27 protein-coding genes are annotated in these 26,833 nt (G+C 58.0%); 13 read left to right on the forward strand and 14 right to left on the reverse strand.

What is annotated here, in order from left to right; all coding sequences use genetic code 11:
- Positions 1-132: 132 nt before the first annotated feature.
- Entirely contained in the window at positions 133-939 is an 807-nt protein-coding gene (locus DW088_RS07265; protein WP_110437304.1) for a 5-deoxy-glucuronate isomerase, read from the reverse strand.
- Positions 940-1,308: 369 nt separating this feature from the next.
- On the opposite strand from DW088_RS07265, the gene DW088_RS07270 reads away from it, so the two are divergent.
- Positions 1,309-2,190: a helix-turn-helix transcriptional regulator gene (locus tag DW088_RS07270; protein ID WP_118360219.1), complete on the forward strand. Its 882-nt coding sequence runs from the start codon at positions 1,309-1,311 to the stop codon at positions 2,188-2,190.
- A gap of 960 nt (positions 2,191-3,150) precedes the next feature.
- On the opposite strand, the gene DW088_RS07280 is transcribed toward DW088_RS07270, so the two are convergent.
- Positions 3,151-5,367 carry a hypothetical protein gene (locus DW088_RS07280; protein ID WP_118360221.1) on the reverse strand — a complete coding sequence of 739 codons (2,217 nt, stop codon included), beginning with the start codon at positions 5,365-5,367 and terminating at the stop codon, positions 3,151-3,153.
- 13 nt (positions 5,368-5,380) lie between these two features.
- Positions 5,381-6,154 carry a 23S rRNA (guanosine(2251)-2'-O)-methyltransferase RlmB gene (rlmB, locus tag DW088_RS07285; protein WP_118360222.1) on the reverse strand — a complete coding sequence of 258 codons (774 nt, stop codon included), beginning with the start codon at positions 6,152-6,154 and terminating at the stop codon, positions 5,381-5,383.
- 234 nt (positions 6,155-6,388) lie between these two features.
- Between rlmB and DW088_RS07290 the strand changes: the two genes are divergently transcribed.
- Positions 6,389-6,967, forward strand: a complete 579-nt coding sequence (locus DW088_RS07290; protein WP_118360223.1) for a hypothetical protein — start codon at positions 6,389-6,391, stop codon at positions 6,965-6,967.
- Between the two features lie 47 nt (positions 6,968-7,014).
- On the opposite strand, the gene DW088_RS07295 is transcribed toward DW088_RS07290, so the two are convergent.
- Entirely contained in the window at positions 7,015-8,109 is a 1,095-nt protein-coding gene (locus tag DW088_RS07295; RefSeq protein ID WP_158574632.1) for a stalk domain-containing protein, read from the reverse strand.
- Positions 8,110-8,335: 226 nt separating this feature from the next.
- On the opposite strand from DW088_RS07295, the gene DW088_RS07300 reads away from it, so the two are divergent.
- Both DW088_RS07300 and DW088_RS07305 read left to right on the forward strand, forming a co-directional pair.
- Entirely contained in the window at positions 8,336-8,830 is a 495-nt protein-coding gene (locus tag DW088_RS07300; protein WP_118360225.1) for an RNA polymerase sigma factor, read from the forward strand.
- Entirely contained in the window at positions 8,817-9,806 is a 990-nt protein-coding gene (locus DW088_RS07305) for a hypothetical protein (RefSeq protein ID WP_118360226.1), read from the forward strand. Before DW088_RS07300 ends, DW088_RS07305 begins: the two co-directional genes overlap by 14 nt.
- 45 nt (positions 9,807-9,851) lie before the next feature.
- On the opposite strand, the gene DW088_RS07310 is transcribed toward DW088_RS07305, so the two are convergent.
- The 3 genes from DW088_RS07310 to DW088_RS07320 all read right to left on the reverse strand — a co-directional run bounded on the left by DW088_RS07310 (position 9,852) and on the right by DW088_RS07320 (position 12,258).
- On the reverse strand, positions 9,852-10,367 hold the full coding sequence (locus tag DW088_RS07310; RefSeq protein WP_110437311.1) for an HD domain-containing protein: 516 nt from the start codon (positions 10,365-10,367) through the stop codon (positions 9,852-9,854).
- A 109-nt stretch (positions 10,368-10,476) separates the two neighbouring features.
- A complete protein-coding gene (locus tag DW088_RS07315; RefSeq protein ID WP_118285100.1) occupies positions 10,477-10,932 on the reverse strand; it encodes a GNAT family N-acetyltransferase in 456 nt (151 codons plus the stop codon).
- 60 nt (positions 10,933-10,992) lie between these two features.
- A complete protein-coding gene (locus tag DW088_RS07320; RefSeq protein WP_118360227.1) occupies positions 10,993-12,258 on the reverse strand; it encodes an O-acetylhomoserine aminocarboxypropyltransferase/cysteine synthase family protein in 1,266 nt (421 codons plus the stop codon).
- A gap of 142 nt (positions 12,259-12,400) precedes the next feature.
- Between DW088_RS07320 and DW088_RS07325 the strand changes: the two genes are divergently transcribed.
- The 6 genes from DW088_RS07325 to DW088_RS07350 all read left to right on the forward strand — a co-directional run bounded on the left by DW088_RS07325 (position 12,401) and on the right by DW088_RS07350 (position 16,058).
- The gene (locus DW088_RS07325) at positions 12,401-12,883 is read left to right on the forward strand and encodes a hypothetical protein (protein WP_118360228.1); all 483 of its coding nucleotides are present in this window, start codon (positions 12,401-12,403) and stop codon (positions 12,881-12,883) included.
- Positions 12,884-12,946: 63 nt separating this feature from the next.
- The gene (locus DW088_RS07330; RefSeq protein WP_116704796.1) at positions 12,947-13,153 is read left to right on the forward strand and encodes a DUF896 domain-containing protein; all 207 of its coding nucleotides are present in this window, start codon (positions 12,947-12,949) and stop codon (positions 13,151-13,153) included.
- A complete protein-coding gene (locus DW088_RS07335; RefSeq protein ID WP_118360229.1) occupies positions 13,153-14,487 on the forward strand; it encodes a CCA tRNA nucleotidyltransferase in 1,335 nt (444 codons plus the stop codon). Before DW088_RS07330 ends, DW088_RS07335 begins: the two co-directional genes overlap by 1 nt.
- Positions 14,477-15,046 (forward strand): hydrolase, encoded by a 570-nt coding sequence (locus tag DW088_RS07340; protein ID WP_110437317.1) that lies wholly within the window; start codon positions 14,477-14,479, stop codon positions 15,044-15,046. Before DW088_RS07335 ends, DW088_RS07340 begins: the two co-directional genes overlap by 11 nt.
- 2 nt (positions 15,047-15,048) lie before the next feature.
- Complete coding sequence (locus tag DW088_RS07345) at positions 15,049-15,450, forward strand: secondary thiamine-phosphate synthase enzyme YjbQ (protein WP_118360230.1); 402 nt, start codon at positions 15,049-15,051, stop codon at positions 15,448-15,450.
- Between the two features lie 65 nt (positions 15,451-15,515).
- Complete coding sequence (locus DW088_RS07350) at positions 15,516-16,058, forward strand: nitroreductase family protein (protein ID WP_118360231.1); 543 nt, start codon at positions 15,516-15,518, stop codon at positions 16,056-16,058.
- Between the two features lie 1,030 nt (positions 16,059-17,088).
- Here DW088_RS07350 and DW088_RS07355 read toward each other — a convergent pair.
- The 6 genes from DW088_RS07355 to DW088_RS07380 all read right to left on the reverse strand — a co-directional run bounded on the left by DW088_RS07355 (position 17,089) and on the right by DW088_RS07380 (position 21,156).
- Positions 17,089-17,463 carry a hypothetical protein gene (locus DW088_RS07355; RefSeq protein ID WP_118360232.1) on the reverse strand — a complete coding sequence of 125 codons (375 nt, stop codon included), beginning with the start codon at positions 17,461-17,463 and terminating at the stop codon, positions 17,089-17,091.
- Positions 17,460-17,765 (reverse strand): DUF2089 family protein, encoded by a 306-nt coding sequence (locus tag DW088_RS07360; RefSeq protein ID WP_116704792.1) that lies wholly within the window; start codon positions 17,763-17,765, stop codon positions 17,460-17,462. Before DW088_RS07360 ends, DW088_RS07355 begins: the two co-directional genes overlap by 4 nt.
- 136 nt (positions 17,766-17,901) lie before the next feature.
- Positions 17,902-18,396, reverse strand: coding sequence for a GNAT family N-acetyltransferase (locus DW088_RS07365; protein ID WP_117492463.1), 495 nt, complete (start codon positions 18,394-18,396; stop codon positions 17,902-17,904).
- Between the two features lie 2 nt (positions 18,397-18,398).
- Positions 18,399-19,172 (reverse strand): alpha/beta hydrolase, encoded by a 774-nt coding sequence (locus DW088_RS07370; protein ID WP_118360233.1) that lies wholly within the window; start codon positions 19,170-19,172, stop codon positions 18,399-18,401.
- An 8-nt stretch (positions 19,173-19,180) separates the two neighbouring features.
- Positions 19,181-20,203, reverse strand: coding sequence for a LacI family DNA-binding transcriptional regulator (locus DW088_RS07375; RefSeq protein WP_118360234.1), 1,023 nt, complete (start codon positions 20,201-20,203; stop codon positions 19,181-19,183).
- Positions 20,204-20,460: 257 nt separating this feature from the next.
- Positions 20,461-21,156: a 4Fe-4S binding protein gene (locus DW088_RS07380; protein WP_118285109.1), complete on the reverse strand. Its 696-nt coding sequence runs from the start codon at positions 21,154-21,156 to the stop codon at positions 20,461-20,463.
- A gap of 942 nt (positions 21,157-22,098) precedes the next feature.
- On the opposite strand from DW088_RS07380, the gene DW088_RS07390 reads away from it, so the two are divergent.
- The 3 genes from DW088_RS07390 to DW088_RS07400 are packed head-to-tail and all read left to right on the forward strand — an operon-like array spanning position 22,099 to position 25,535.
- Positions 22,099-22,767 carry a Crp/Fnr family transcriptional regulator gene (locus DW088_RS07390; RefSeq protein ID WP_118360236.1) on the forward strand — a complete coding sequence of 223 codons (669 nt, stop codon included), beginning with the start codon at positions 22,099-22,101 and terminating at the stop codon, positions 22,765-22,767.
- 26 nt (positions 22,768-22,793) lie between these two features.
- Positions 22,794-24,158 carry a dipeptidase PepV gene (gene pepV / locus DW088_RS07395; RefSeq protein ID WP_118360237.1) on the forward strand — a complete coding sequence of 455 codons (1,365 nt, stop codon included), beginning with the start codon at positions 22,794-22,796 and terminating at the stop codon, positions 24,156-24,158.
- A 9-nt stretch (positions 24,159-24,167) separates the two neighbouring features.
- Complete coding sequence (locus DW088_RS07400; protein ID WP_118360238.1) at positions 24,168-25,535, forward strand: MATE family efflux transporter; 1,368 nt, start codon at positions 24,168-24,170, stop codon at positions 25,533-25,535.
- A 41-nt stretch (positions 25,536-25,576) separates the two neighbouring features.
- Here DW088_RS07400 and DW088_RS07405 read toward each other — a convergent pair whose 3' ends face one another.
- Positions 25,577-26,299, reverse strand: a complete 723-nt coding sequence (locus tag DW088_RS07405) for a peptidoglycan recognition protein family protein (RefSeq protein WP_243029822.1) — start codon at positions 26,297-26,299, stop codon at positions 25,577-25,579.
- Positions 26,300-26,833: the final 534 nt, after the last annotated feature.

Consider the following 26,833-nt stretch of genomic DNA (forward strand, 5'->3'; position numbering starts at 1 on the left):
ATAAACGCGAAGCGTTTGCGCGTGCGAGTTTCAGACGACCGCTTGTGATTTTCGAACAAGCGGTGTAAAAACAGCCGGTGGCTGTTTTTACAGTCTGTTTCCCGGAGTCCCCCTTAGAAGCAAGGCAACTATTTAGTTGCCGCTCGGGCAGTGCCAGATATGATCGTTGGCATCGTCCTCAAGCAGCCACAGGTGCTCCTCGTCGTCGATGCGGGTCTTGTCCCACGGGTTGCCCGGCAGATGACGGATGCCCCATGCGTAGCAGCAGGAATAGCCCGGTGCGGTTACCTGAGAGTGCATCTTATCGGTGATGATAGCGAGGCCGTTGTGATGGGTCTCGTAGATCTCGCCGTTGCCCCAGCCTGCGCCGAAGCCCATCGGCTTGTCGAAGCGGTAGAAGTAGCACTCCGGCTGCGGATGATGATGCGGCGGGTAAGAGGACCACTTGCCCGGCAGGTTGACAACTTCGCCCAGAACCATATTGGAGTACGGCGCGTTGTCCAGATCGAAGCAGGTGCGTACATCACGCTTGATGCAGCCCATCAGCTCGCCCTTGTTGCCGCGTGCCCAGGTATCGGTGTCTTCCGGCTTGTACATCTTGCTCGGGAAGGTCTTTTCGTTCAAAGTCTTCTGGATGTAGATGTTGCACGGACCGTGCGCGATGATCTCGAACTTTACGCCCTTGCAAACGTGCAGGCAGGACGGGTTGTAGTCGAACGGATTCGGACGGTCTACGTCGTAGGACTCATTCTCCCACTTGATGGTGCACTTGCCGTCGAATACCAGTGCTGCAACTTCCTTTTCAGGCTCCTCGCAGCTCCAGGTATCGCCGTCTTCCATCACGAGGAGAGCAACGTCCATCATGGCATCCTTGCCGATGCCTTCGTCAAGACGGATGTACTCGTTGTATCCGCGCTTGACCTGCTTATCCATGTACATAGGAATTCCCTCCAAAAAATAATTTTTTGGTGCGGTGACCGGTATATCCCACCCGATCACGCAGATTCAGCTGTGCAAAACAGCCTATCTGTTATCATTATACCACGCCATAACAGCCAGTTTCAACCACTCATTGAACGGATTCGGCGCGGTGCGGAAAGGCTTTGGCATTCAGCACAAAAATCCAAGCAGATTTTCTCGCAAATGATACAACAAAAATACGATTGGTTTGTATCGCACTCTTGCCTTCCCTTCCTTTTTCATCTATAATTATAGCAGATATTCAAAGGATTGCTTGCAATTTCTTCAGCAGTAATAACACGATTTTAAGGTATGCACGCAGCGCGTGCATAAGAAAGGATTTACGCCATGGATGCAGCCCGCCGAGAAAAAAAAGAGCACGGCACACTTGCGTTTCCGTTCCAGATCTACCCCGCGCTGGACGGCAGCGAGGCCGATGACAGCGATTTTATCCCCTATCACTGGCACCCGGAGCTGGAAATCATCACGGTGGACGCGGGCCACGTTTCGCTCACCATCGCTGACCACACCTACGAGGGCACGCACGGCGATGTGTTCTTCGCCGCCGGTGAGGAATTGCACGAAATTCGTGCCGCCGGACGGGAAAATCAGTTCCGCTCGTTCGTGTTTGCGGCGGATTTCCTGCAGTTTTCGCGCGCCGACCAGAGCGAATTCGCGCTGCTGTCGCCGCTCGCCGAGGGACGGCTGCGATTCGGCACCTGCATTCGCGCCGGTGAACCCGGGCAGAGTGAAATCCGTGCGCTGCTCGCACAGATCGTGCGCGCGTGGCAGGTGCAGGCGCCCGGCTGTCAGCTTGCCGTGAAGGCCGCGCTGCTCGGCATCGTGGCGGTGTGCGCGCAGTACGGCAGACTTGTCGGACATCAAATGCGCCCGGGCGCGGACTATAAGGCGCAGCAGCTTAAGGAGATCGTCGGCTACCTCGGTGAGCATTTCACCGAACCGCTCTCGCTGCCGGCGGTTGCAGCAGAATTTGGGCTTTCACCGCAGTATTTCAGCACCTTTTTCCGGGATAATTTCGGAAGGACCTTCACCCAGCATATCAATTCCCTGCGAATCGAGCAGGCGGCGCGTCTGCTCCGTGAGACCGATCTGCCCGTGATGGAGGTCGGGTTTCGCGTCGGATTTGATAATTTCAGCTACTTTATCAAGCGGTTTCGGCTTGTGTATGGCGTTTCGCCGTCGCATTATCGGAAAAACAGTTTAACTTAAACACGAGACTTGTTTTCTGCACCGGCGGACCGGGGTGCGCGAACTGCGTCAGCGTGTTCGCCCTTTCCGGGCGGGGAGTTTTTCGCTGAACCTCAGCGGGGATTCGCCGTCTGCGGACGGCGGGAGCGTGCCGCGCCCCGCGGCGGGGGCAAAAAGGAAGGACAACCTGCGGTTTTCCTTCCTCTTTGAACTCCTACCTTTCCCTTGGAAAGTCTGGCGCAGATTACCGACATGTGACCGCTGCGAAATAGGGGAACGGCAGAGGATTTTTTCTTCCGTGTCTTTCTCAACCTGTTCGCAGGGTCAGATACATTACTGCTACACATGTGATTTCATCTAAGCAGGCGCGACATAACAGTGTCGCGCGATTCTTTAGCGCGTTATTATAGACAGCACCTGCGAGAATAAATTGTACCGAACGCCTAATTCGTAGGTGCTGTCCGCAAACTCCAGACTAACGAATTGCGCGACACGGGTATGTCGCGCCTGCGGAGAGTAAACCGTCTGTGTAGCAGTACACTGTCTGTGAACTGCGAAAAGGCGGAGAAAGACACGCAAGAGTAACCCGACTGCCGCGTCCTTTTCATGCTTACGCAGTCTACCGTCTGCACCCAAGCTATCCCAACAAGGGAAAGGTAGGAGTTCAAAGAGGAAGGGAAACCGTAGGTGTCCCTTCCTTTTTGCCCCCGCGGCGGGTGCCGCAACGCCCCCGCGGCGGGCGCCGCAACGTCCCCGCCGTCCGCAGACGGCGAATCCTCCGCCGAGGTTCAGCGAAAAACTCTCCGCCCGGAAAGGGCGAACACGCCTGCGGCAGTTCGCGCCCCCGCTCAGCCGATGCAGAGAAAAAGGCTGCCGCCCGGACAGGGCAAACCCGCTCACGCAGTTTGTGTCCCCCTCCTAATTACTGTCAACAGATGTAAAAAAACCTCCGTATGAACCATACGGAGGTTTTTTTATGTCTTATCTCGTCTGCTGGGTGATAATAAACACCGGAATGTACCAAATAAGCTGATACAGCAGGATATTCATCACCGGAAGCGCATCTGCGGCGTTCTGGTACAGCAGGTAGAACACGATCAGCATACCGAGCAGGCCGGCGAACGTGCCGAGCGTCAGCGCCGAGCGGACGGCGCCCGCCAGCTTATCCGCGCCGCGGAGCACCTGCATGAACGGACCGGCACCCTCGCGAGTGAGGATAGCTGCCGGTGCATCGCCCTTGGCATAATTCGGATTCAGCAGACGATCCACGCCTGCCGGGTCCGGCTGGTCGGCAAAGCCGCGTCGGAGGTCAAACTCCTCCTCAATCATCGCCGGGGAGATATTGAAATCACGAACAGCGAGGACCGCATTCATGTGCATGCGGCGCATGAGGCGCATCGCCTTATAGGTATTCTTGGTAGTCTGGTAGCGCATGGTCAGCACGCCTGCGAGCGCGTTATCCACAACCAGATACATGTTGATCTGACCCTTATGGCCGGATTCGATCGGAACGCCCATCTTGACCATGAGCGCTGCCGTGCCGAGCACGATACGGCTGGTGCCGACAGCGCCGGTTACACCGCCCTCGACCAGACGCACGTCACGCGCGGTGAAGGTGATGCCGAAGCGCTCCTTCGTGGTATCGGTCAGCACGCGGCCCAGCTCCAGACCGGCGGATTCGGTCAGCGCGGCTGCACAGCCGAGAATCTGCTCGTCCGTGATACGGCCCAGATTGTCGATGGCCTCAAGCTCGATCGAGCCGGTCGGGAACAGATCGTTCTCGAGCAGCATGACCTTCTCCGTGCCGCGCAGCAGGTTGGCCTGACGCGCACCCGCAATGGCTGCACCCGAGCGCAGCAGGCGGCTTGCGGTGTTCTTGTAGCTTGCGCCGAACGCGCACAGCAGACCGATCGGAGCAGAGACCGACAGGATCGCCGAGAACGCCCAGAAGAAGCGCACCGGCTCGCCGCAGTTAAACGAAGCGACCAACGACAGGATGATTGCCAGCGCCAGTGCGATCGGCGTGTAGATGAGCGAGAAGCGGTCAACCGTGTCCGGGCGCTCGATCTCGGTCAGGAACGAGCTTGCGTCGTACAGCGGGCACTTGACGGCGTTGCATGCGTCAATCTCGCTGTCGTAGTGGCTGTAAACCGCCAGCGGCTGCTCTGCCTCGCAGACGGCACGATAGGAACGCGCCTGCGCCAGACTGCGGCCGCGTGCCTCACGCATTTCGGCGTAAAGCAGAAGGATGGAAACCGCCGTGTACGGTACGGCGACGCCGCCCTGATTCGGAAATACCAGCAGAGAGGCGCAGTGCAGCAGCGATGCCAGCGCCGCGAACGACACGAGCGTGCCGCGTGCCGGACGGCCATGCAGCAGCGAGGAAAAGCCGTTGCCGAACACGTCAATACCGATCAGCAGCGCCAGGATCTGCAGGGCAGCCAGTGCGCCGATGCCGATGGTCGGGTTCTGCAGAATATCGAGCACGACCGGAAGCGGCAGTGCCTCAAAGCTCGGTGCAAAGCTGAGATACGCGGCAGCTGCGGCAAGGATCAGCACCAGCAGCGACCGGAACGACAGAATGCCCGAACGGCGGCGTGCCGCGTGCATAGCTACCTCGGGATCGACCAACTTGATATCTTCCTCTTCCTCGGCTTGATCGGCGGCAATGCGTGCCGCTCTTGCCTGCTTGCGCGAGATGCTTGCCTTGCGGCTTGCTTCCTCGGCAGCGGCTTCTTCCACGATCTCCTGCTGCTCGGCGGCCTTCTCGGCAGCTTCCTTTTCTGCCAGCTTGGCCTCGCGGCGTGCCTGCCGCTCGGCGATCTTCTGCACGGTCCTGCGCTCGCGCTCTGCCATTTTCTGCTCGCGCGCCGCGATGCGCGCTTCGCGTGCTTCTTCAACAGACTCGTGTGCGGCTGCTGCGGCAGCGGTCTCTGCAGCCTTCTTTGCCGTTTTATCCTTTTTATTTCTGGGAGCCGTCTGCGGCTCCTCTGCCTTGGTCTCTGCCGCCGGTGCGGGCTGCGGCTCGACCGGCTTTTCCGGCTCTGCCGCTGCCTTAGGCATTGGCTCTGCCGCCTTTGCGGGCGCCTGACCGGAAACCTCGGCGATGATGGAATCCAGATCAAATTCATCGGTATCCGGTACGTCGCTGAGCATATTTTTCAGCGATTCCAGATCCATATCGTCTTTTCTATCCATGTTCACTTCCCCCTTAATTGCCCTGCGTGCGTCGGCGAAGCGCCTCAAACAGCAGCACAGCCGCTGCGTTGGATGCGTTCAGCGAGTTGACACGGCCTCTCATCGGGATGCTGACGATGTAGTCGCACTTGTCGCGGGTCAGGCGGCTGAGGCCCTGTCCTTCCGAGCCAATGATGATGGCGGTTGGGCGATCAAACGGTGCGTCATATAGGCCGACCGTACCGTCAGCCTCTGCACCGAACAGCCATACACCGCGTTCCTTGAGTTCATCGAGCGTGGACGCAAGGTTGTTTGCCTTGTGTACGCCGACATAGGCGAGTGCGCCCGCCGCCGAACGAGCGACAGCCGCGGTCAGACCGACAGCTCTGCGCTTCGGGATGATAACGCCGTGTGCGCCTGCGGTCTCTGCCGAACGGATGATGGCACCCAGATTATGCGGGTCCTCGATGCCGTCGCAGACAACGATGAGCGGCACCTCACTGCGCTCCTCGGCGACGCGGAAAATATCGTCGAGCGAAACGTACTCCTGTGCCGCCGCCTGTGCGATAACGCCCTGATGGTTGCCGGTCGGGCTCATGCCGTCCAGCTTGCGCCGGTCGCAGGTGACGACCGGAACGCGATACCTGCGCGCTTCTGCCGCCACATCACCGATGTGTGCGCCTTCGGCCACAAACACCTTATCCACTGCACGGCCTGCGCGCAGCGTTTCGAGGACGGCGTTGCGTCCCTCGATCAGCGTGCCGTTATCCTCGACCGGAGGACGGCGTCTGTTTTTTTCATATGCCATAAATTTTTACGCTCCAAAATGAGAAATAACTTTGCATATCCTCAGATACTTTCAGTTAGTTTCATTATACACACTTCCCGACTGTTTTTCAATGTTAGACACGAAAATTATACAAACATCGCCGCAAAAGTGCTGCCATAAGTTCGACAGATATCGACAATTCGCTCTGCCGCATTTACACAGCCAGATTTTAGGCGATACAATGAAACCGGACCGAAAGGAGCGAGGACATCCATGGATGGCAAAAAATTTGACAAAAACACGCTGAAAACACTTGTAATCGCGGCTTCTCTGCTGCTGAACTGCATTTTAGGCGGTGCATCGTACACCTATTATCATCATCTGGCGGAGCAGATGAACGAGACCGCTTCCCTGCAGTCGCAGGTAAGCCATCTGGAAGGCTCGGTCTCCGACCTGCAGGCGCAGGCGGACGAATCCCAGCCGGCCATTGACGATTTGAAAGCACAGGTGGCTTCGCTCACCGAGGAGAAGAACGGCCTGCAAAGTCAGGTGGACACGCTCACGAGCCAGAAGGCAGATTTACAGAATCAGGTGGATACGCTCAAAGCAGGTGCATCGAGCGGTTCCTCGTCCGGCTCGAGTTCGGGCAGTTCGTCGAGCGGCGGCAGTTCTGCGTCCGTCCCGGCGGCTTACAGCAGCTCGGACGACCAGAGCGAAACGGTTTACGTCACGAACACCGGCTCCAAATATCACAGCGCCGGCTGCCGGTATTTGAAGAAAAGCCAGATTCCAATATCGCTTTCCGAGGCCAAGCGGCAGGGTTACACGGCCTGCTCGGTCTGCGGCGGATAACATGAAAAAGAAGCTGAGATTTTGTCTCAGCTTCTTTTGTTTGCCTGTTAAAACAGTCTATCCATATTCTGCCGCAGCATGCGAACCATCCGTTCGCAGTCAAGCATGGTATCATCCGCGCCGAACATAACGGCGGTCTGATCCACTACGCTCGTATCCGGATTGCTGCTGCCGACCACGACCCGACCGTTCTTCACGCGGTCCATCACGGTATCCGCGTTATTGATGAGGAAATCCAGTTCGTTCATCAGGCTGCTGTTGTAGTAGCGAATCGGGTTGGCCTGCTCGGTCATACCGCTGCGGATGGTCTGCGCCTTGCGCTTGATGGAATCCAGAGCCGCCATAGCAACGGCCTTATCAGTAATCACATAGTCGGTATAGCTGCCGTTTTTTACCGCAGAATCGCAATTCTTGAACTTTTGCGTATCCGTTCGCATATCGAGCAGCTGCTTCATGAGGTTCGTCGCGTAGGTTTCCATTTCGGCGCGCTTGCTGTCCGAAAGCGGCATGCGCAGGAAGATGGCGTTCACGTCATTCTCTGCCTTGGCGCTGTACCACGTTACGTCCATGCCGGTCAGCTCACCGATGTTGCGCAGCGGCAGATAGATGGAGTTTCGGTAAAACAGCGGATAAATCGTCTCGCCCTTCTGGTTTTTGAAGGTCTGCTGTTTGCCGTCCACGAGCACCTTCACGCCCTTATCGAGCGTAGCCGTGCCGGTCGCACCGACATATTTCACGCCTTCCTTGTGGTACGCATCGTCATCCGCACATGGATAGGACTTTTCCGTAGTGCCGGACAGGAATACCGTGCGCGATGCACCGTCCCACGAGATATTTTTGCCCATCCAGCGGCCAGCCGTGCGCAGCGGCATGTAGGTCGAGCCGTTGTAGCTCAGCGCCGTGTAAACCGTCTTGCCGTCCTCGCTCGGGAAGGCAGCCGGAATGCCCTCTGCATAGATGTCCGCGCTCTGCGGATTGATTTTTACGGCGGTGCGGGTCTGCGCCGTATTCTGTGCAGCTGCCTGCACCGTACCCGACGGTATATAAGTCTGCACATTGGCTGCGCCTGCGCTCATCATCAGTGCGGACGCCATCAGGCAGCCCGCGAGTGTGCCGCTTACGATTTTCTTGAACTTAGTCATAATTGCCCCTCCACATAATAAAATACAGTTTTTTCTATCCATACTTATAGTATACAACAAAATAATATTCTGTCAATCCATTTTCCTGATACTATTACAACGACCGGGAGCGCCGTTTTGTGACAACAAACCGCTACGAATTTTTTTCAAAAAATTTGCCACAGAAAATCCCGCTCAGGCGTTGTATAATTGAAAGGTATCATTTCCAACCCAAGGGGGAACCAAATTGACACAGGAGCAAATCCTCTTTTTCGAGGAATCATATACAAAATATTACTCGATGATGGTGCAGACCGTTCTGCCCATTGTCGGCAGCCGCGATATTGCCGAGGACATTGTGGCCGACACCTTTCTCATCCTGCTGGCAAAGATAAACAGCGTGATGGAGCACGAGCAGCCGATCAAGTGGCTGTTCCGTGTGCTGAAAAACAACGCCATCAGCGAATACCGCGCGCAGTGCAGACACGCAGCCGCGCCGCTTGAGGAAAGCATTCTGCGTGCAGCCGAACCCGAGCTGATACCGTTTTCCGGTATGCTGCCAAAGGGCTTATCCGCGTCCGAACAGCGCATTCTCACCCTGCGGCTCGCTGAGGACATGGACTATTCCACCATTTCGGAAATACTCGGCATTTCCGAGACCGCCTGCCGCAGCCAGTACAGCCGCGCACGGCGGCACTGCGCCGAACTTATGGAAAGGAGTGACGACAATGCAGGATTCTAAGCAGATCGACGAGCTGTTCCGGCTGATGGACGACGTTTGCGAAAACGGTGATGCGGCTCTGCCTGCGCTTGAGCAGTATTTGCAGACGCAGACGGACGCGCCGGAAATCGACACAGAAGCGTCGCTCAAAAAGTTCAAGGCCGACCATAGGGAATTTTTCGTCAAGCCGCACCGCGGACGGCGGCTGTGCTACCGCATTTTTGTTGTCGCGGCGGCTGTTTTCGCCGCAGGAACCGTGTTTGCGCTGGCTACCGGTCACAATCCGTTCGACTATGCAGCGATGTGGGATTCCGAGACGTTCGGCTTTTTCCAGAGTGGACATGACGATTTTGAGACCACCGAGGACGGCTATACACATTTTCCGGACGGTACATCGGTGAATTACGAGCACGCGACCGACACGGTAGAATACGACCCGAATGCACCGCTCGGCTCAGAGGCGAATCCTCTGCCGGCTGACCCGCAGGTACCTGAACCCGGATATGAAGATTTACCGGATACGGATTTGTCCGATACCAACTTAGAGAAAACCGAGTCCACTTGGAATGAAATGCACGTTATGGAGTATTTCAATATCACCAATGCGGATTTGAAAACCACTTTAGAGGAATTCGGTGTAAAATCGAAAATGGCACCTACCAAAATTCCTTCTGCGTATTCCATATCCGAAATTCAAATCACAAAAGATTATCTCTTCGATCAAGTAACTTTTTTCGGTTCTTATACCAAACCCACCGACCCTAACGGTCCTAATATTTTGGTACTCATTGAAGTTCCACTAAACGGCAGTGCCGGTGGCATCGAAAAGGATAGCCGTCCGGTTATCGAATATAAAAAACCAAACGCCACATGGTACATCATGCACAATCTGGAACAAATCAATGCAGTTGCCATGATTGACCAATATGAAGTGCTGATTTCTGCACCGCTTTCGGTAGATGAGGTAAAGGAAATCATCGACTCCATCTACGAATAACAAAAACCCGATCTCCAACAGACACAATGGAGATCGGGTGCTTTTTTATGCGAAAATTTTATGGTACGCGTGCGAGACGTAACCGCCGACAGCGGCGGTCATTTCCTTGGACGCCACGGCTTTATCCGCCACGGTGACGATCCACGCGATTCTTGTGCGCGGCATGGCCGCCAGCGGAAACATGTGCCGTGCGATGGCTTCGCACTCCCGCTCGGACAGACCGAAGGTATGCTTGGCGCGGTCGGCTGCGATGTGGCCGTGAATGAACCCGTGCATGTGGGCAATGCGGTGCACGCCGGAAAAATGGCTCAGATAACGGCGGAAGCGCTCGCCGTGCCAGTCATAGCCGAAAAAGTCATGCAGCAGCGCGGCACGGACAACCGAAGTCGTTTCGCTCTCCGACAGACGCATCAGGCGGGCGATCTGACAGGCTGCTTCCGCTACCGCAACGGAATGGTCATACACAGAGTTGTCCAGTCCGTGGTGACAGAACGTGCGAAGCTGCTGAAAACGCGGATGTGCAAGGATATCTCCCGCGTACTGCTGGATTTCACTGTCCATCGGACCCACCTTCCTTCCTTTCTTTTGATGTCTTTATTATAGTGCGCTTAGTGCACAAAATCAAGAGGTAATTTGTAACAAGTTTGTGACAAAAATACCAACGATCTGCTTAGCCGAGCGGCGGCGTGTCCAGTATCATCTGCCTGTACTCCAAATCCTCAAAGCCGAGCATGTGATAGAGGGCACTTGCCCGCACGTTGCTTTCCGTTACCTCCAGACGATACCGCGCGGCCGTGTTGTACTTTTCGTGCACCGCGGCAATAATCCTGCTGCCGATGCCCTTGCCGCGCTGCTCGTCATCCACCATGATCTCCTCCAGCCAGACGCACAGACCGCCCGCCTCATTCGACCAGGTGAGCGCCAGCAGACAGTACGCGCACGGCTGTCCGTTCTCGTCCTCGGCAATCAGGCAGTCCGCATACGGCGTGCCGTGCAGGAGCAGCTCAAACGTGCGTTCGGCGTTCTGCTGCGGGATTTCGTGGTCGCAGGCAGGCGTTTTGTAGAACGCATGGCAGCGGTCGATAAAGAATTCGCGGTCGGATGCCTCGATAGAGCGAATACGCATAGTTTCCTCCTGAAAGAACAGGGCATGTCCGTTGACACACCCTGTTTTGCTGTAAAATGATTAAATCTGGTTAAGCGCCTGTTCCAAATCAGCGATAATGTCCTCAACATTCTCCAGACCGACCGAAATACGCACCATGCCCGGCTCAATGCCTGCGGCAACCAGCTGCTCGTCGGTCAGCTGACGGTGGGTTTCGGACGCCGGATGCAGCACGCAGGTGCGGATGTCGGCAACATGAACCTCATTGCACGCCAGCTTGAGGCTGTCCATGAACTTCATCGCCGGAGCGCGGCCGCCCTTGATGTCGATGGACATAACGCCGGAGGTGCCCAGCGGCAGGTACTTCTGTGCTCGCTCGTAGTGCTCGTTGCCCGGCAGTGCGGGATAGCGAACGGATGCGATCTTGTCGCTCGACTCGAGGAACTTGGCAACGGTCAGCGCGTTCTCGCAGTACTGGCGCATACGCACCGGAAGGGTCTCCAGACCGAGGTTGAGCAGGAACGCCGAGTGCGCCGCCGGATAGCAGCCGAAGTCGCGCATGAGCTGCATACGCGCCTTGATGATGTATGCCATCGCGCCGAACTCGCGGGTGTAGACCACGCCGTGGTAGCTTTCGTCCGGCTCGGTGAAATCCGGGAACTTGCCCGATGCCGCCCAGTCAAACTTGCCGCCGTCCACGATCACGCCGCCGCCCTGTACGGCATGGCCGTCCATGTACTTGGTGGTCGAGTGGATGACAATATCCGCACCCCATTCGATCGGTCGGCACAGCACCGGCGTTGCGAACGTGTTGTCCACGATGAGCGGCACGTTGTTCTTGTGCGCGATGTTCGCCCACTTTTCAATGTCGAACACGGTCAGCGCAGGATTGGCGAGCGTCTCACCGAACACCGCCTTGGTGTTGGGCTTGAACAGCTTCTGCACTTCCTCCTCGCTCGCCTCTGCATCCGCCCAGATGCACTCGATGCCGAGCTTTTTGAGCGTTACGCCGAACAGGTTGATCGTGCCGCCGTAGATGGTGGAAGCCGCGATGAAGCTGTCGCCTGCCGAGCACAGATTGAGGATGGACAGCAGGGATGCCGCCTGACCCGAGGAAGTCAGCATCGCGCCGACGCCGCCCTCAAGGGACGCGATCTTCTTCTCTACCGCGTCGCAGGTCGGGTTGGCAAAGCGCGAGTAGATGCACTCTGTCGGCATATCGAACAGGGACGCGATCTTTGCGGTCGAGTCAAAGCGGTAAGTGGTGGACTGCACGATCGGCATGACGCCCGGACCGCCGTTTTCCGGCTTGTAGCCTTCATGCAGGCATTTTGTTTCGATTTTCATATAGACTACCTCTTTACTATGATTTAACGTAGAAGAATCTCCACTTATTGTAGCATGCAGAAGCCTGTCGGTCAAGGCAGTTCGGTTGAACAAACGGCGATATCATGGTATGATAGAGGCAGTACGAAGGGAGGCAAACCGCATGAAGGATCTGCTCATTACCCTGCTGAATACAGCGTTCTGGGTCGGACTGCATTTCGGTACGGCTGGCGTATTCTGCGCTCTGCCGAAGGATGTGCAGACGCGGTGGTTCGACCCAAACCGGCGTTTTTTCACGGTTTCTGACTGGGAAATGCGGGTTTTCCGCAAGATCGGTCTGCCGAAATGGAAGGACCGGCTGCCGCAGTTTAATCCCGAATTTGACAAGCGGCACCTCAAATCCGGGCGGGATACGGCATACCTCGACCGTTTTCTGTTCATCACCTGCCGTGCGGAGGTGATTCATTATGTGATTGGCGTGCTCGGCTGGGTATCGCTCGTTTTTTGTCTGCTGAGCGCCGACCGGACGGCGTGGCTCATCCGGTATGCGGTCATTGCGCTTGCGATTCAGCTGGCGAACCTGCCGTTCGCGTGGATTCAGCGGTATAACCGTAAACGGCTGCTGCGGGTGCGCAAAAGACTTTAATTCCGGATAGAAATTTGATATAATATAAAGATAGTATAAGGATAATCAAGGAGATTTTGCAATATGACAGACGAAAAAATTGCACGCATCAACGCGCTTGCCAAAAAGGCCAAGACCGAAGGACTGACCGACGCAGAAAAGAAGGAACAGCAGGAACTCCGTGCGGAATACGTTGCCGATTTCCGCAAGAGCCTGAAGGCACAACTGGACAACACGGTGGTTATCAATCCGGACGGCAGCTCGTACAAGCTGAAGCAGGACAAAAAGTGATGCGGTTGCCCGAACACGCGGCGCACGCCATCCGGCGATTAGAGCGTGCCGGATTTGAGGCGTGGGCGGTCGGCGGCTGTGTGCGCGACAGCCTGCGCGGCGCAGAGCCGCACGACTGGGATCTGTGTACGTCCGCCTCTCCGGCGGAGATGCAGGCTGTGTTCGCGGACGCGCGTGTGCTCACGACCGGACTCAGGCACGGCACGCTGACCGTACTCACGGACGGCGGCCCGCTCGAGATTACCACCTACCGCACGGAGGGCGGCTACTCGGACGGGCGGCATCCGGACGGCGTGCGCTTTGTCACCGACATCCGTGAGGATCTGGCCCGCCGGGATTTCACGGTCGGTGCGATGGCGTGGCACCCGGAACGCGGTCTGTGCGACCCGTTTGGTGGGCAAACCGACCTCAAAAACGGCATTCTGCGTGCTGTCGGTGATGCAGACACCCGATTTCAGGAGGACGCGCTGCGCATCCTGCGCGGACTGCGCTTCGCATCCAAGCTGGGTTTTGCCATCGAGCCGGAAACCGCCGCTGCCATGCGGCGGCAGGTGCATCGCCTGGACTGCATTGCCGCCGAGCGCATCCGTGAGGAGCTGACCGGTCTGCTGTGCGGCCGCTATGTGCAGCGCACACTGATGGCTTATGCCGACCTTATCACCTCTGCCCTGCCCGAGCTTGCGCCCATGCAGGGCTGTCAGCAGCAGAATCCGCACCACCTGTACGATGTGTGGGAGCACACCGTGCGCGCGGTCGGTCAGGTGCCGGCCGAGCCGGTGCTCCGGTGGGCGATGCTGCTGCACGACAGCGGCAAGCCCGCCTGCAAGACCGTGGACGAGCAAGGCATCGGGCATTTCCGGGGACATCCCAGGGCGAGCCTTGCGCTGTCGCGCGAGCTCCTGCCGCGGCTGCGGTTCTCGAGCACGGACACCGAACGCATTCTCCTGCTGGTCGAGCGGCACGACACACCGCTCGGTGACAACGAAAAGCTGGTGCGGCGCAGCCTGTCGCGCATCGGAGAGGCGCGGTTCCGCGACCTGCTGGCGATCAAAAAAGGCGATGCGGTCGGTCAGGGCACCAGCCGCGACTATGTGGCGCAGCTGTTTGAGACCGAAGCGCTGCTGAACCGCGTACTCGCGCAGGAGCAATGCTTCTCGCTGCGGCAGCTTGCCGTAAACGGAACCGATTTACAGGCGCTTGGTCTGCGCGGCAGGCCGGTCGGTGAAATGCTGCACGCCCTGCTGGATGCCGTGATAGACGGTCAGACCGACAATCGGCGGGATACGCTTCTGCGGCTTGCCCGCACCCGAATGGAGGAACAACATGTCAAATAAAGAGATTTTCATCGAAACCTACAACAAAAACATCCATCGTCCGGGCGCGGAAAAGCTGCTTGCGTGGCTCGAGGGCACGGATTTCTTCACGGCTCCTGCGTCCACGCGGTTCCACGCTGCGTATGAGGGCGGTCTGCTCGACCACTCACTCAACGTGTACAACGTGCTGATCTCCAAGCATTTCAATCCCGAAACCGACGATCTGGAAAGCTACACCATCGTTTCGCTCCTGCACGATCTGTGCAAGGCCGGTTTCTACAAGACCGAGCTCCGCAACCGCAAAAACGACCGCGGCGAGTGGGAAAAGGTGCCGGTTTACGCAGTAGACGACCAGTTTCCGTACGGTCACGGCGAAAAATCCGTGTTCCTGATCGAGCGGTTCATGCGGCTGCGCACCGAGGAAGCGATCGCCGTGCGCTGGCACATGGGCGGCTTTGACGAATCGGTCAAGGGCGGCAGCTTCGCACTCGCGCACGCGTTCGAGAAGTACCCGCTTGCCGTAAAGCTGCACCTTTCCGATCTGGAAGCGACCTATCTGCACGAAAGCCGAGGAGAATGAGCATGAAAACCAGGGAATTTTCCATCTCGACCGATCACGAGGGCATGTACAATATCACCGCCAGACTGCGTGAAGTCATCCGCGAGAGCGGTGTGCAGAGCGGTCTTGCCGTGGTGTACTGTCCGCACACGACCGCCGGTATCACCATCAACGAAAACGCCGACCCGGATGTGCAGCACGACCTGCTGCTCGGTCTGCGCGAGGCGTTTCCCGACCGACGCGAGTTCCGGCATGCCGAGGGCAATTCGACCGCGCACCTCAAGTGCAGCTATGTCGGCCCGAGCCAGACCGTGCTCATCGAGGACGGCAAGCCCCTCCTCGGCATCTGGCAGGGCGTGTATTTCTGCGAGTTCGACGGTCCGCGCCATCGCCGCTACTATATTAAGGTAATGGCGGATAATTAACTTGCACTTGCTTTTCCGCTCTGCTATAATAAAGTCAAACATACTCTAAAAAGGAAGATATTCTCATGGAAGCACTGGAATGTATCAAAACCCGCCGAAGCATCCGCAAGTTCACCGAGCAGCCTGTGACCGAGGACGAGGTTCGTCAGATCGTTGAAGCTGCCGCCTTTGCGCCGAGCTGGAAGAATACGCAGATCGCGCGCTACATCGTTGTGACCGACAAGGAAAAGAAGGACAAGCTGGCCGACAACTGCATGCTCGGTTTTGCCTACAACCAGAAGACCACCCACGGCGCACCGGCGCTGGTCGTGCTGACCATGATCAAGGAGCGCTCCGGCTACGAGCGCGACGGCTCGTTCAGTACCCCGCTTGCCACTCACTGGCAGTCCTTTGATGCGGGCATCGCCGCACAGACCTTCTGCCTGTCCGCGCATGCGCTCGGTCTCGGCACGGTCATCATGGGCATTTACGATCCCGCCGAGGTTGCCAAGGTCGTGGAAATCCCCGAGGGTCAGGAAGTGGCTGCGCTCATCGCACTCGGTCATCCGGCACAGGACCCGCAGGCTCCGGCGCGTAAGGATGTCGATACGCTGCTGCGATTTGAGTAAAAGTGCATACTTTGAGCACCGTGGAAGCAATTCTGCGGTGCTTTTCTTTTCTCGACACAAGGTGACCAGGGCACACGAACTGCCGCAGGCGGGTTCGCCCTATCCGGGCGGCTCCTTTTCTGCGCCGGCTGACCGGGGCACGCGAACTGCCGCAGGCGGGTTCGACCCTGACGGGCGGCTCCTTTTCTGCATCGGCTGACCGGGGCACACGAACTGCCGCAGGCGGGTTCGCCCCTGACGGGCGGCTCCTTTTCTGCATCGGCTGACCGGGGTACACGAACTGCCGCAGGCGGGTTCGCCCCTGACGGGCGGGGAGTTTTTCGCTGAACCTCAGCGGGGAGCTGCGCTCTGCGGAGCGCGGGGATTCGCCGCGCCCGCGGCGGGGGCAAAAAGGAAGGACAACCTGCGGTTTTCCTTCCTCTTTGAACTCCTACCTTTCCCTTGCTTCCTAATCTGGCGCAGACCAGAGACCGGCGACCGCTTCGAAAAGAGGAACGGCAGTCGGGTTACCGTTGCGTGGCTCTCTCCACCTTTTCGCAGTTCACAGATAGCATACTGCTACACAGGCGAGTTACTCTACGCAGGCGCGACATAACAGTGTCGCGCAACTCTTTGGCACGTTGTAACGCACGGCACCTGCGAATTAAGCGTTTAGTACAATTTATCTTCGCAGACCCTATCTATCATAACGCGCTAAAGAATTGCGCGGCACGGTTATGCCGCGCCCTGCGTAGAGTAAACCATATGTGTAGCAGAACGGTATCTGACACTGCGAATAGGTAAAGAAATGGGAGCACACTGTGCTCCCCTACGGTAGAAAAAATCCTCTGCCGTTCCTTTATAGTCTCAGTTCTCCCATCACCACCGTGCCCTCCAAGGGAAAAGGGGAGATTTACAAGAGGGTGGAAAACCGCAGGTTGTCTACCCTCTTGTACGCCCGCGCGGCGTCAGCGCACTCCCCGCCGCGGGGCGCGGCAAATCCCCGCCGTCCGCAGACGGCGAATCCCCTCGCTTAAAGTAAGCGAAAAACTCACAAATCCTGAATATTCATCTTCTCGATCTGCTTTTTGCGGTTCATCCCTCTGCGGCAGAGGAAGTAGATCACCAGCATCACGATGGTCGGCATGGAGATAACGAGCAGCGTCAGCACCGTGTTGAGCACCGTCACGAACACGTCATACGAATCCACTCCGCCAACCGCATTGTCAGCCACCGAGGTCATCACCACATTCGTCACCACGTTCAGCAGGATGAACAGCTCCCCCGAAAACGTGATGGCAGGCAGTACCAGTCCCGGCACTTTGCTCTCCCGTCTGGAAAGATAGACCTGCAAAATAATCATTGCCGCGACAAACGCGATCAGAAAAATCAGCGAAATAATTGTAGAAACCGTTGCAATCATCATGATTTGTTCCCCTCTCTCAGCTTTTTGTACTCGTTGATGAGCAGCTTCGCCGTGTCAAAATCCAGCTTGTCCTTGACCGCAAGACGCTTGATGAGCGCGATATACGGCTCCTCGTCCGCCTGCTCGCCAAGCCTGATCTTCTGGATCAGACGGTCCAGACGCAGGCGCACGGTCGGGTAGGTCACGCCGTAAATGCCCGCGACCTCCTTGAGCGAACCCGACGCCAGCACGAATTTTTTGATGAACGACACGTCCTCCTCGTCCAGCGATGCAAGCCACTCCGGCATTACCTCGATTGCCACGGCTCTCACTTCCTTTCATTGTGACTTCATTATAATATTAAATTATATTAAAGTCAACCTTTAATTTTATCAAAATCCGAAAATAAAAACGGCACACCGGGAGATTCTCTCCGGTATGCCGTTTGCTGTTTCTTACTTACTTTTCTACTCGTTTCTGGAACGCCAGACGTTCTCCGCGCCCGTTTTCCAACTCAATGACACCGCAATAGGTATAGCCGAGCTTGTTCAGCAGACCCTGCATGGGCTTGTTGTTCGCGTGCGTGTCGATGCGGATGTTGCCGCACTGCTCCATGCACCAGTTCATGCAGAACGAAGCCGCGCCGTGCGTGCCCTTTGCCGCCGCGATACGGTGAACAACGCCGTACGGCGCATCGTCCAGCCAGGCGCCGCCGCGAATGACGCGATAGGTCGGCTCGCCGTCGGTCGTAAACGCAAAGGTCGCTGCGATTTTGCCGTTGTCCTCGCAGACGTAGCTGCGGTGCAGCGCAAGATCCTTGTCCAGCATTTCCTGCGTCGGGAATCTGTCTCCCCACTGATCGGGATTGCCGTTTTCGCGCATAAACGCCCGCGCGTCCGCAAAAATTTCCTGCATCGCCGGAAGATCCTCCGGCCGGGCGTGTCGAATCTGCATTGTTATTCCTCCTTCAGCCATTCCGCGCAGAGCGTCTGCCACCGGTTGATATGCCGGTCGGGTACGCGCCCTCTTACCGGGTCGGCGGTCTCCAAATCCGCGAGCGCGAGTCCGTGCACGCCGTGCGGGAACAGGTGCAGCTCGTGGCTGATGTTCTCTCGGCGCAAAGCCGCCTCGAGCAGCAGCGTGTTCTCGACCGGAACGGTCGCGTCCGTCAGGGTGTGCCACAAAAATGTACGCGGCATGCGCGCGGAAACCAGCGTTTCGAGCGAAAACCTCTGCTGTTCCGCAGCATTTTCGCCTGCCAGACGCACAAAGCTGCCGCGATGCGCATACACTCCCGCCGAGACCACCGGATAGCACAGCACCGCCGCATTCGGTCGGTGCGCCTGCAAATCCGTGCCCGCAGGAAACCAGTCTGTGTCGTGCCACGTCGCCGCCAGCAGTCCTGCCAGATGGGCGCCCGCCGAAAATCCGCCGACCGCAATGCGGTCGGCCGCGATGCCGAGCTGTGCCGCGTGTTCTCTCACCCAGGCGACAGCCGCGGACAGCGTGTGCAGCGGCTTCACGCCAAGCGGCACCTCCGTGCAGTCGTACTCGAGCACGAACGCTTCCACGCCGTCCCGCGCGAATGCACGCGCGACCGGTGCGCCCTCCCGGATGGAGCAGTATTCGTAGCCGCCGCCCGGGCACAGGATGAGCGCAGGCTTATTCCGTCCGGCCGGTGCCGGAAAATGTGTCAAAACGCCGTGATCGAGCCGCAAAACCTCTTTCATCGCGCACCTCACACGTTGTAGCGGTTGCGGATATCAATGCACGCAAGAATGCGGTCGGTCTCCGGCTTTTCGCCTGCCAGCAGGTAGTCCATGAGCAGCTCGATCGGACGTGCCCCCTGCAGGGCGGCATCCTGATCGATCAGGAAGTCGATGAGTCCGCGGCGGACATTCTCCGTATTTGCCGGAATCAAGTCGTGGCAGATCAGGTGCACCTTGCCCTGTAAACCCAGTTCACGCAGCGCGTCGCACGCGCCGAGCTGACCGTTTACCGAAACGTACACACCGCGCAGCGACGGATGCTCCTTCACGGCGCGGCACACAATATCATGCGCCAGCTGCTGATCGTCACCGCAGGTCTGCGGCGGCAGCAGGCTCAAACCGGGGAAATTTGCGGCAGCCTCGGTCTGAAAGCCGTCCACACGCTGCTGATGTGACCAGTTGTTTTCCTGACCGGCAACCAACAGGACTTCCCCGTGACCGGCGAGCAGCAGGTCCATCAGACCGGCGCTCATGCGTCCGCACGCGAAATTGTCCACGCCGACATAGCACAGGCGGCCCGAGTCCGGCAGATCCGAGTTGAAGGTAACGACCGGCATGCGCCCGGACAGCTCCTGAATACGGGCGCGTATCCGCTCGTCCTCCGCCGGAGAAAGCGCGATGCCCTGCACGCCCGCCTCGAGCAGCTCGTCGATCACGTCCAGCTGCTGCTGTGCATCGATGCCCTCAAGCGGCCGCACGAGGACCTCTGCGCCGGTGGTGGTAAAGTGCGCCGATGCGCGTTCGATCTCCTCAAATACCGTGTGCATGAACATGGTCTCGACCGACTGGACGATCACGCCGATCCTGATCGGGTTTTTCGCGCGTGCCAGCATGCGTCCCGCACGGTTCGGGCGGTAGCCTCGCTCTGCCGCAATGCGGCGCACGCGTGCCGCAACCTTGGGATCGACGCGTCCTCTGTCGTTAAGTGCCCGATCCACCGTGCCGCGTGAAACGCCCGCCAGCGCAGCGATCTCTGCCAAAGTGACTGCCATGAATTTTCGCTCCTACATACCGCGTTGCGCGGTGTCATTCCAAAGGCACCACCACACAATTTGACTGCGGTGCTTTGTGGAAATTTTGCACTCTGACTTTGTTACGATTTCCTGCAATACATCAAGTATTGCTGCGAAACCGTGCCGCGTCAGAACACAAACTTTACTCACAAATCACTCTTGTCCAATTATGTGGTGTTACCTTTTTATTTTACACGTTTTGAACGAAAATTGCAAATGCAAATCAGTAAAATCGGTCAGTCGTCCAGCAGTTCGCCCTTGATGGAGATGGTCTTCACCTGCCACGGCAGCAGCTTGCCGCAGTTCTGCAGCGCAGTGCGGACGGCGTATTCCAGTCCGCCGCAGCACGGCACCTCCATGCGGACAACGGTTACGCTTTTGATATTGTTCTGACGGAGGATTTCGGTCAGCTTCTCGCTGTAATCCACATCATCCAGCTTGGGACAGCCGACGAGCGTTACCTTCCCCCGGATAAAATCCTGATGGAAGTTTGCGTACGCGTAAGCGGTGCAGTCTGCCGCGATGAGCAGGTTTGCGCCGTCAAAATAAGGCGCATTCACCGGCACGAGCTTGATCTGCACCGGCCACTGGCGCAGCTGGCTCGGCATCGGAATGAACGAGGCCGGCTGATTGACCGGGGCGTGTTCAATGCTCCGCGCCATGCTGCCCGGGCATCCGGTGTGCGGCTGAGATTTTGCCTGCATATTGGCCTGCACGGCGGCTTCGTCGTAAGCGGCGGCTTCGCGCTCGACGAACGAGATGGCGCCGGTCGGGCATACCGGCAGGCAGTTGCCGAGGCCGTCGCAGTAGTCGTCGCGGAGCAGAGTGGCCTTGCCGTCCACCATGCCGATAGCGCCCTCGTGGCAGGCGTGGGCGCACAGGCCGCAGCCGTTGCATTTTTCTTTGTCGATTTCGATAATTTTGCGAATCATAGTGTTTTCTCCTTATATATCCTGTTTCTTGTCTTGAGATGGTTCCGCTGGGGCCGCCTACCCGGCGGGGGCACAAGAGGGTAGACAACCTGCGGTTTTCCACCCTCTTGTGAATCTCCCCTTTTCCCTCGGAGAGTCTGGCGCAGATTGCCGACATGTGACCGCTGCGAAATAGGGGGAACGGCAGTCGGGCTGCCGCAGCGTGTCTTTCGTAAAATATTTGTAGTTCACAGATAGATTACTGCTACACAGGTGGTTTCCTCTACGCAGGCGCGGCATAACCGTGCCGCGCAATTCGTAAGCGCGTTATGATAGACAGCACCTACGAAGATAAATGCTACCGAACGCCTACATTCGCAGGTGCCGTGCGTAAACTCCAGACTAACGGATTGCGCAACACTGTTATGTTGCGCCTGCTGGAAGTAGCCGACCTGTGTAGCAGAACGGTATCTAACCCTGCGAATAGGTTACTCAAGAGGACGGACTCCGAAGGTAGTTCGTCCGTAGCAGAGAAAAAATCCTCTGCCGTTCCCCCATTTCGAAGCGGTCACATGTTGGCAATCTGCGCCAGATTAGGAAGCCAGGGAAAGGTAGGAGTTCAAAGAGGAAGGAAAACCGCAGGTTGTCCTTCCTTTTTGCCCCCGCCGCGGGGCGCGGCACGTTCCCGCCGTCCGCAGACGGCGAATCCCCCGCTGAGGTTCAGCGAAAAACTCCCCGCCCGGAAAGGGCGAACACGCTGACGCAGTTCGTGTGCCCCGGCTTTCCGGTGCAGAAAAGAAGCCGCCCGGATAGGGCGAACACGCTAACGCAGTTCGCGCACCCCGCTCAGCCGGTGCTGAAAAAGCTGCCGCGCGGTTCGAGTCCCCCGCTTGACTTTACGCTCATATCTTACTATACTGAGAAGGCAAAGTATGTTGTCCCTACAACAAAACAGGAGGAAATATGAACCTGTCCATCCTTGCGCGCTGTGATCTGTTCCGCGGCATTGAAACCGCAGAGTTATCCCCGCTTTTGCGCCGTCTGCACGCCTGCACGCGTGAATTTGACAAATTTCAGCCGATTTACCGCGTCGGCGATACCGCGCATGCGCTGTGTATTCTGCTCTCGGGCGGCGTGAATATCGAGCGCTGCGACGCATGGGGCCACAAGATGCTGCTCGATCACATTACGCCCGGTTCGGTATTCGCTGAAACGTACGCCTGCGTCCCCGGCACACCCATGATGGTCTCCGCGGTGGCGGACGAGCCGTCCGAGGTGCTGTTCCTGCCGAGCGAAACACTGCTCTCCTCTGCCGCGCAGGACAGCGCGCACAGTGTGCTTTTACGCAACCTTCTGGACGTCACCGCGCAGAAAAACCTGCTTTTGACGCGAAAAATCTTCCACACAAGTCCGAAATCCATGCGCGGCAAGCTGCTGTCGTACCTGTCCGCACAGGCGGTGCAGCACGGCTCGGACACGTTCGACATTCCGTTCGACCGTCAGCAGCTGGCCGACTACCTCGGCGTCGACCGCAGTGCGCTGTCCGCCGAGCTGAGCCGCATGCAGCGCGACGGACTTATCGCATACAAAAAGAGCCATTTTGTGCTCAACCATCCCCAATCCGATGAATAATCCACCCTGTTAAGGAGGTTTTTGTTATGAACTGCAAACCCTACATCCGTGCGCACGCGGACGAACTGCTGGAAAGTCTTGCCGCGCTCGTGCGCATCCCGAGCGTAGAAGGCGTGCCGGAGGAGCATGCGCCGTTCGGCCGCGAGCCTGCTCGTGCGCTGCACGAAGCGCTTGCGCTCTGCGAAAAGCTGGGCTTCCGGACCGGCAATATGGACGACCGCGTCGGCTGGTGCGAGTACGGCGAGGGCGAGGAAATGGTGGCTGTGCTCGGTCATCTGGACGTTGTGCCCGCCGGCGACGGCTGGACCGAGACCGAGCCGTTTTCCGGCGAGATCAAAAACGGCCGTATTTACGGACGCGGCACGATGGACGACAAGGGCCCGATGGTGGCGGCCATCTACGCGCTGGCGGCGCTCAAGGATGCCGGATTTTCCCCCTCCAAGCGCATCCGTCTGCTGTTCGGCACCAACGAGGAAACCGGCTGCGGCGATATGTCGTGGTACGTTTCGCATGGCGGCGAACTGCCGGTGTACGGCTTCACGCCGGACGGCGAATACCCGATCATCAACGGCGAAAAGGGCATTCTCAACGGCACTTACAGCCGAAAGCTGCACCAGACCGGCGATTACCGCCTGACAAAGTTCGAGGGCGGTGCCGCCTCCAACATCTCTCCGGCGTATGCGGCGGCGGAGCTGCAGTGTCCGGCGGACGCGGCTGCCAAAATCTCGGCGGACAAGGTAATCGTCACGCCGATCGAGGGCGGCATCCGCGTGGAAGCCGAGGGCATTGCCGTTCACGGCTCGACCCCGGAGCAGGGCGAAAATGCCATCGGACGGCTGGCGCAGGCACTCAATCAGCTGCCGCTGACCGGCGAGCTTGGCGACTGCATGGCATTTGTGGCAGAGCGCATCGGCATGGAGGTACACGGTGAGTCCCTCGGTCTCGCCATGCGCGATGAGCTGTCCGGCCCGCTGACGCTCAACCTCGGCGTGGCAAAATTTGAGCAGGAAACGCTGTCGCTCGTTTTCTCGGTGCGCTACCCGGTCACCCTGAAATACGAGCGCGTATACCCGCGTCTGTCGCGCGGCTTCACGCTCGGCGGCTTTACCGAAACCGAGCTGACGCACGCGGCGGCCATTTACATGCCGCCCGAAAGCGAACTCATCCGCAGACTGTCCAAGGTATATGAGGAGCAGACCGGCGAGAAGGCGGAGCTGAAGAGCATCGGCGGCGGCACCTATGCCAAGTCCATGCCGAACCTTGTCGCATTCGGCCCGATCTTCCCCGGCGATGAGGTGCGCGAGCACAAGCCGGACGAGTACATGGAGATCGAGCGCGTGCTGCAGAACGCGGAAATCATCGCGGCGGCAATGTACGAACTGGCAAAGTAAGGAGACTGTATGAGCAGAGAGACAAATATGACCGTCGGCCGTCCGACAAAACTCATTCTCGGACTGGCCGTACCGCTGATTTTGACAAATGTCGGTCAGCAGCTGTACACAGTCGCAGATGCGTCCATCGTCGGGCGCGGTGTCGGTGTGGAGGCGCTGGCCGCACTCGGCGCGACCGACTGGCTGTACTGGCTGGTGCTGTGGACCGTGCAGGCCATGACGCAGGGCTTTTCCGTGCTCGTGTCGCAGACCTTCGGCTCAAACGATAAGAAGGGACTGCGCAAGGCCATCACCATGTCCGTGCTGCTGTGCGCGGCAGTCGGCATCCTGCTGACCGTGGTGTTTGTGTCCTCGGCAGGCTGGCTGCTGCACCTGCTGGACACACCCGAGAACATCTATGACGGTGCGCACATTTATTTAACCATGATGTATGCGGGCACGCTCATCACGATGGCATACAACATGGCCGCGGCGATTCTCCGCGCACTCGGAGACGGAAAAAGTCCGCTTATTGCCATGTTTACTGCCGGATGTCTGAACATTGTGCTCGATCTGCTGTTCGTTATCCGCTTCGGCTGGGGCATTCCGGGCGCTGCCGCCGCGACGCTGCTCGCGCAGCTGTTTGCATTCGCGTACTGCGTCAATGCGCTGCGGAAAATCCCGGATGTGTCCGTCGAAAAGCCGGACTGGCAGCCGAACGGCAGTGTGATCCGGCGGCTGTGCCATCTTGGTCTGCCGCTCGCGCTGCAGCATTTCGTCATCGTCATCAGCGGCATCATCATGCAGGCGGTTATCAACACCTGCGGCTTTGTGTTCCTCGCGGGCTTCACCGCGACCAACAAGCTGCACGGTCTGATGGACTGCTCCGCGTCCGCGTTCGGCTACGCCGCCTCGACCTACACCGGCCAGAACTGGGGCGCAAACCGGCTTGACCGCGTGCGGATGGGTGTCCGCTCGACGCTTGTGCTGGCGCTCAGCTTTTCCGCGCTGCTGGCGGCGGGCATGATCCTGTTCGGCCGTCATGTTGTCGCCCTGTTCATCTCCGCGGATGCTGCCAACGCTGCCGAGGCGCTGTCGGTCGCGTACGATTATCTGGTCGTCATGAGCACGTTTTTGCTGTCCGCCTATGTGCTGCACACCTACCGCTCGGCTCTGCAGGGCATGGGATTTACGACCGCGCCCATGCTCTCCGGTCTGACCGAGTTCGCAGGCCGTGTGGGTGCATCGCTGCTGCTGACCAAGGCCATCGGCGAGCGCGGTCTGTTCTACACGGATGCGGCCGCGTGGACATTCGCAGCGGTATTCCTTGCGGCATCGTACTATATCCAGTTGCTTATCATCCGAAAAAAGGGTCTGACCTATCAAAACACAAAGTAACAAAAAGAGGCTGTAAATTTAATTTACAGCCTCTTTTGCGCTTATTCGCCGTAGATTCCGGCGCGGTCGTTGATAACCAGCGTGCGGAGCAGCTCTTCGGTCAGGTCGAGTTTTCCGTGCTCGTCGCCAAGCAGCCAGCCCTTGCGCGTCAGCTTCTCGACAGTCGGCTTCGCCCACGCGGGAACGGCGGAAACGCTGTTGTACGTCCTGCGGGTGCTCTCGATGATCTTCTTTACCTCGGCTTCGGTCATGTCAGGTTCCTCCTTTTTCTGTAACCCCTGCTTGAATGCTGTCCACGCGGATGCACTCTCGACGAACGGCGCAGGACAGTTTTTGTGCGTAACATCGTAGTGGCGCACAACATTTTCGAGCGGAATACCGTACTTTGTCATCAAACCTCGCACAAGCGTCTGTGCTCGGCGCACGGTCTCGGGCATAAAGTAGAATTTCTCGCCGTTTTTGCGGCTGCACAGCTCAATGCCGATACTGTTCGCGTTGCGGCAGTACGGATGAAAATAGGTGCCGCGCGTGCCGCAGTGCCATGCGATATCCGCGTCGCGGACCGACTGCCAGACCTCGTTTTCGTCCACAAAATAGTGCGCTGAGGTCGAAATCTCCGCCCGAGCGAAGTAATCCGCGTTATTTTTCGCGGTATCGCCGTCGTTCGCCGTAAAGTGAATCACCAGATAGCGGATATCCTCCTTTCCGCGCGCGGCTCGGCGGTAGTTGCCGCTGTGCGCCTGTTTGAATGCAATGTTCATCATTGCGTCACCTCCTTCAACCCTATGCCGGATGGAGGCGAAAATTGACCGTGAATGGTCAACTTTTTTAAAAATTTTTGAGAAATTTTTTCTGCACCGAGTAACCGGGGTGCTCGAACTGCGTCAGCGTGTTCGCCCTGACGGGGCGGCTCCTTTTCTGCACCGGCTGAGCGGGGCACTCGAACTGCCGCAGGCGGGTTCGCCCTGACAGGGCGGCTCCTTTTCTGCACCGGCTGAGCGGGGGACGCGAACTGCGTAAGCGTGTTCGCCCCTAACGGGCGGGGAGTTTTTCGCTGAGATTCAGCGAGGGGGGATTCGCCGTCTGCGGACGGCGGGAACGTTGCGGCGCCCGCCGCGGGGCGTTGCGGCACCCGCCGCGGGGGCAAAAAGGAAGGGACACCTACGGTTTCCCTTCCTCTTTGAACTCCTACCTTTCCCTTTGCTTCATAGCCTGACGCAAACCAGAGAGCGGCGACCGCTTCGAAAAATAGGAACGGCAGTCGGGTTACTCTTGCGTTTGTTTCGCAAAATATTCGC

This window comes from Butyricicoccus sp. AM05-1 (genome assembly GCF_003474415.1).
Lineage (GTDB): Bacteria > Bacillota > Clostridia > Oscillospirales > Butyricicoccaceae > Agathobaculum > Agathobaculum butyriciproducens.

Coding starts and splice junctions, on each gene's coding strand:
- DW088_RS07370 (WP_118360233.1), bottom strand. CDS start 19,172: ATGAAAGAGGTTTTGCGGCTCGATCACGGCGTTTTGACACATTTTCCG.
- DW088_RS07405 (WP_243029822.1), bottom strand. CDS start 26,299: ATGATGAACATTGCATTCAAACAGGCGCACAGCGGCAACTACCGCCGA.
- DW088_RS07365 (WP_117492463.1), bottom strand. CDS start 18,396: ATGCAGATTCGACACGCCCGGCCGGAGGATCTTCCGGCGATGCAGGAA.
- pepV (WP_118360237.1), top strand. CDS start 22,794: ATGAACTGCAAACCCTACATCCGTGCGCACGCGGACGAACTGCTGGAA.
- DW088_RS07280 (WP_118360221.1), bottom strand. CDS start 5,367: ATGGATAGAAAAGACGATATGGATCTGGAATCGCTGAAAAATATGCTC.
- DW088_RS07270 (WP_118360219.1), top strand. CDS start 1,309: ATGGATGCAGCCCGCCGAGAAAAAAAAGAGCACGGCACACTTGCGTTT.
- DW088_RS07340 (WP_110437317.1), top strand. CDS start 14,477: ATGTCAAATAAAGAGATTTTCATCGAAACCTACAACAAAAACATCCAT.
- DW088_RS07305 (WP_118360226.1), top strand. CDS start 8,817: ATGCAGGATTCTAAGCAGATCGACGAGCTGTTCCGGCTGATGGACGAC.
- rlmB (WP_118360222.1), bottom strand. CDS start 6,154: ATGGCATATGAAAAAAACAGACGCCGTCCTCCGGTCGAGGATAACGGC.
- DW088_RS07400 (WP_118360238.1), top strand. CDS start 24,168: ATGAGCAGAGAGACAAATATGACCGTCGGCCGTCCGACAAAACTCATT.
- DW088_RS07295 (WP_158574632.1), bottom strand. CDS start 8,109: ATGACTAAGTTCAAGAAAATCGTAAGCGGCACACTCGCGGGCTGCCTG.
- DW088_RS07345 (WP_118360230.1), top strand. CDS start 15,049: ATGAAAACCAGGGAATTTTCCATCTCGACCGATCACGAGGGCATGTAC.
- DW088_RS07380 (WP_118285109.1), bottom strand. CDS start 21,156: ATGATTCGCAAAATTATCGAAATCGACAAAGAAAAATGCAACGGCTGC.
- DW088_RS07390 (WP_118360236.1), top strand. CDS start 22,099: ATGAACCTGTCCATCCTTGCGCGCTGTGATCTGTTCCGCGGCATTGAA.
- DW088_RS07310 (WP_110437311.1), bottom strand. CDS start 10,367: ATGGACAGTGAAATCCAGCAGTACGCGGGAGATATCCTTGCACATCCG.
- DW088_RS07325 (WP_118360228.1), top strand. CDS start 12,401: ATGAAGGATCTGCTCATTACCCTGCTGAATACAGCGTTCTGGGTCGGA.
- DW088_RS07290 (WP_118360223.1), top strand. CDS start 6,389: ATGGATGGCAAAAAATTTGACAAAAACACGCTGAAAACACTTGTAATC.
- DW088_RS07315 (WP_118285100.1), bottom strand. CDS start 10,932: ATGCGTATTCGCTCTATCGAGGCATCCGACCGCGAATTCTTTATCGAC.
- DW088_RS07320 (WP_118360227.1), bottom strand. CDS start 12,258: ATGAAAATCGAAACAAAATGCCTGCATGAAGGCTACAAGCCGGAAAAC.
- DW088_RS07355 (WP_118360232.1), bottom strand. CDS start 17,463: ATGATGATTGCAACGGTTTCTACAATTATTTCGCTGATTTTTCTGATC.
- DW088_RS07350 (WP_118360231.1), top strand. CDS start 15,516: ATGGAAGCACTGGAATGTATCAAAACCCGCCGAAGCATCCGCAAGTTC.
- DW088_RS07265 (WP_110437304.1), bottom strand. CDS start 939: ATGTACATGGATAAGCAGGTCAAGCGCGGATACAACGAGTACATCCGT.
- DW088_RS07335 (WP_118360229.1), top strand. CDS start 13,153: ATGCGGTTGCCCGAACACGCGGCGCACGCCATCCGGCGATTAGAGCGT.
- DW088_RS07330 (WP_116704796.1), top strand. CDS start 12,947: ATGACAGACGAAAAAATTGCACGCATCAACGCGCTTGCCAAAAAGGCC.
- DW088_RS07375 (WP_118360234.1), bottom strand. CDS start 20,203: ATGGCAGTCACTTTGGCAGAGATCGCTGCGCTGGCGGGCGTTTCACGC.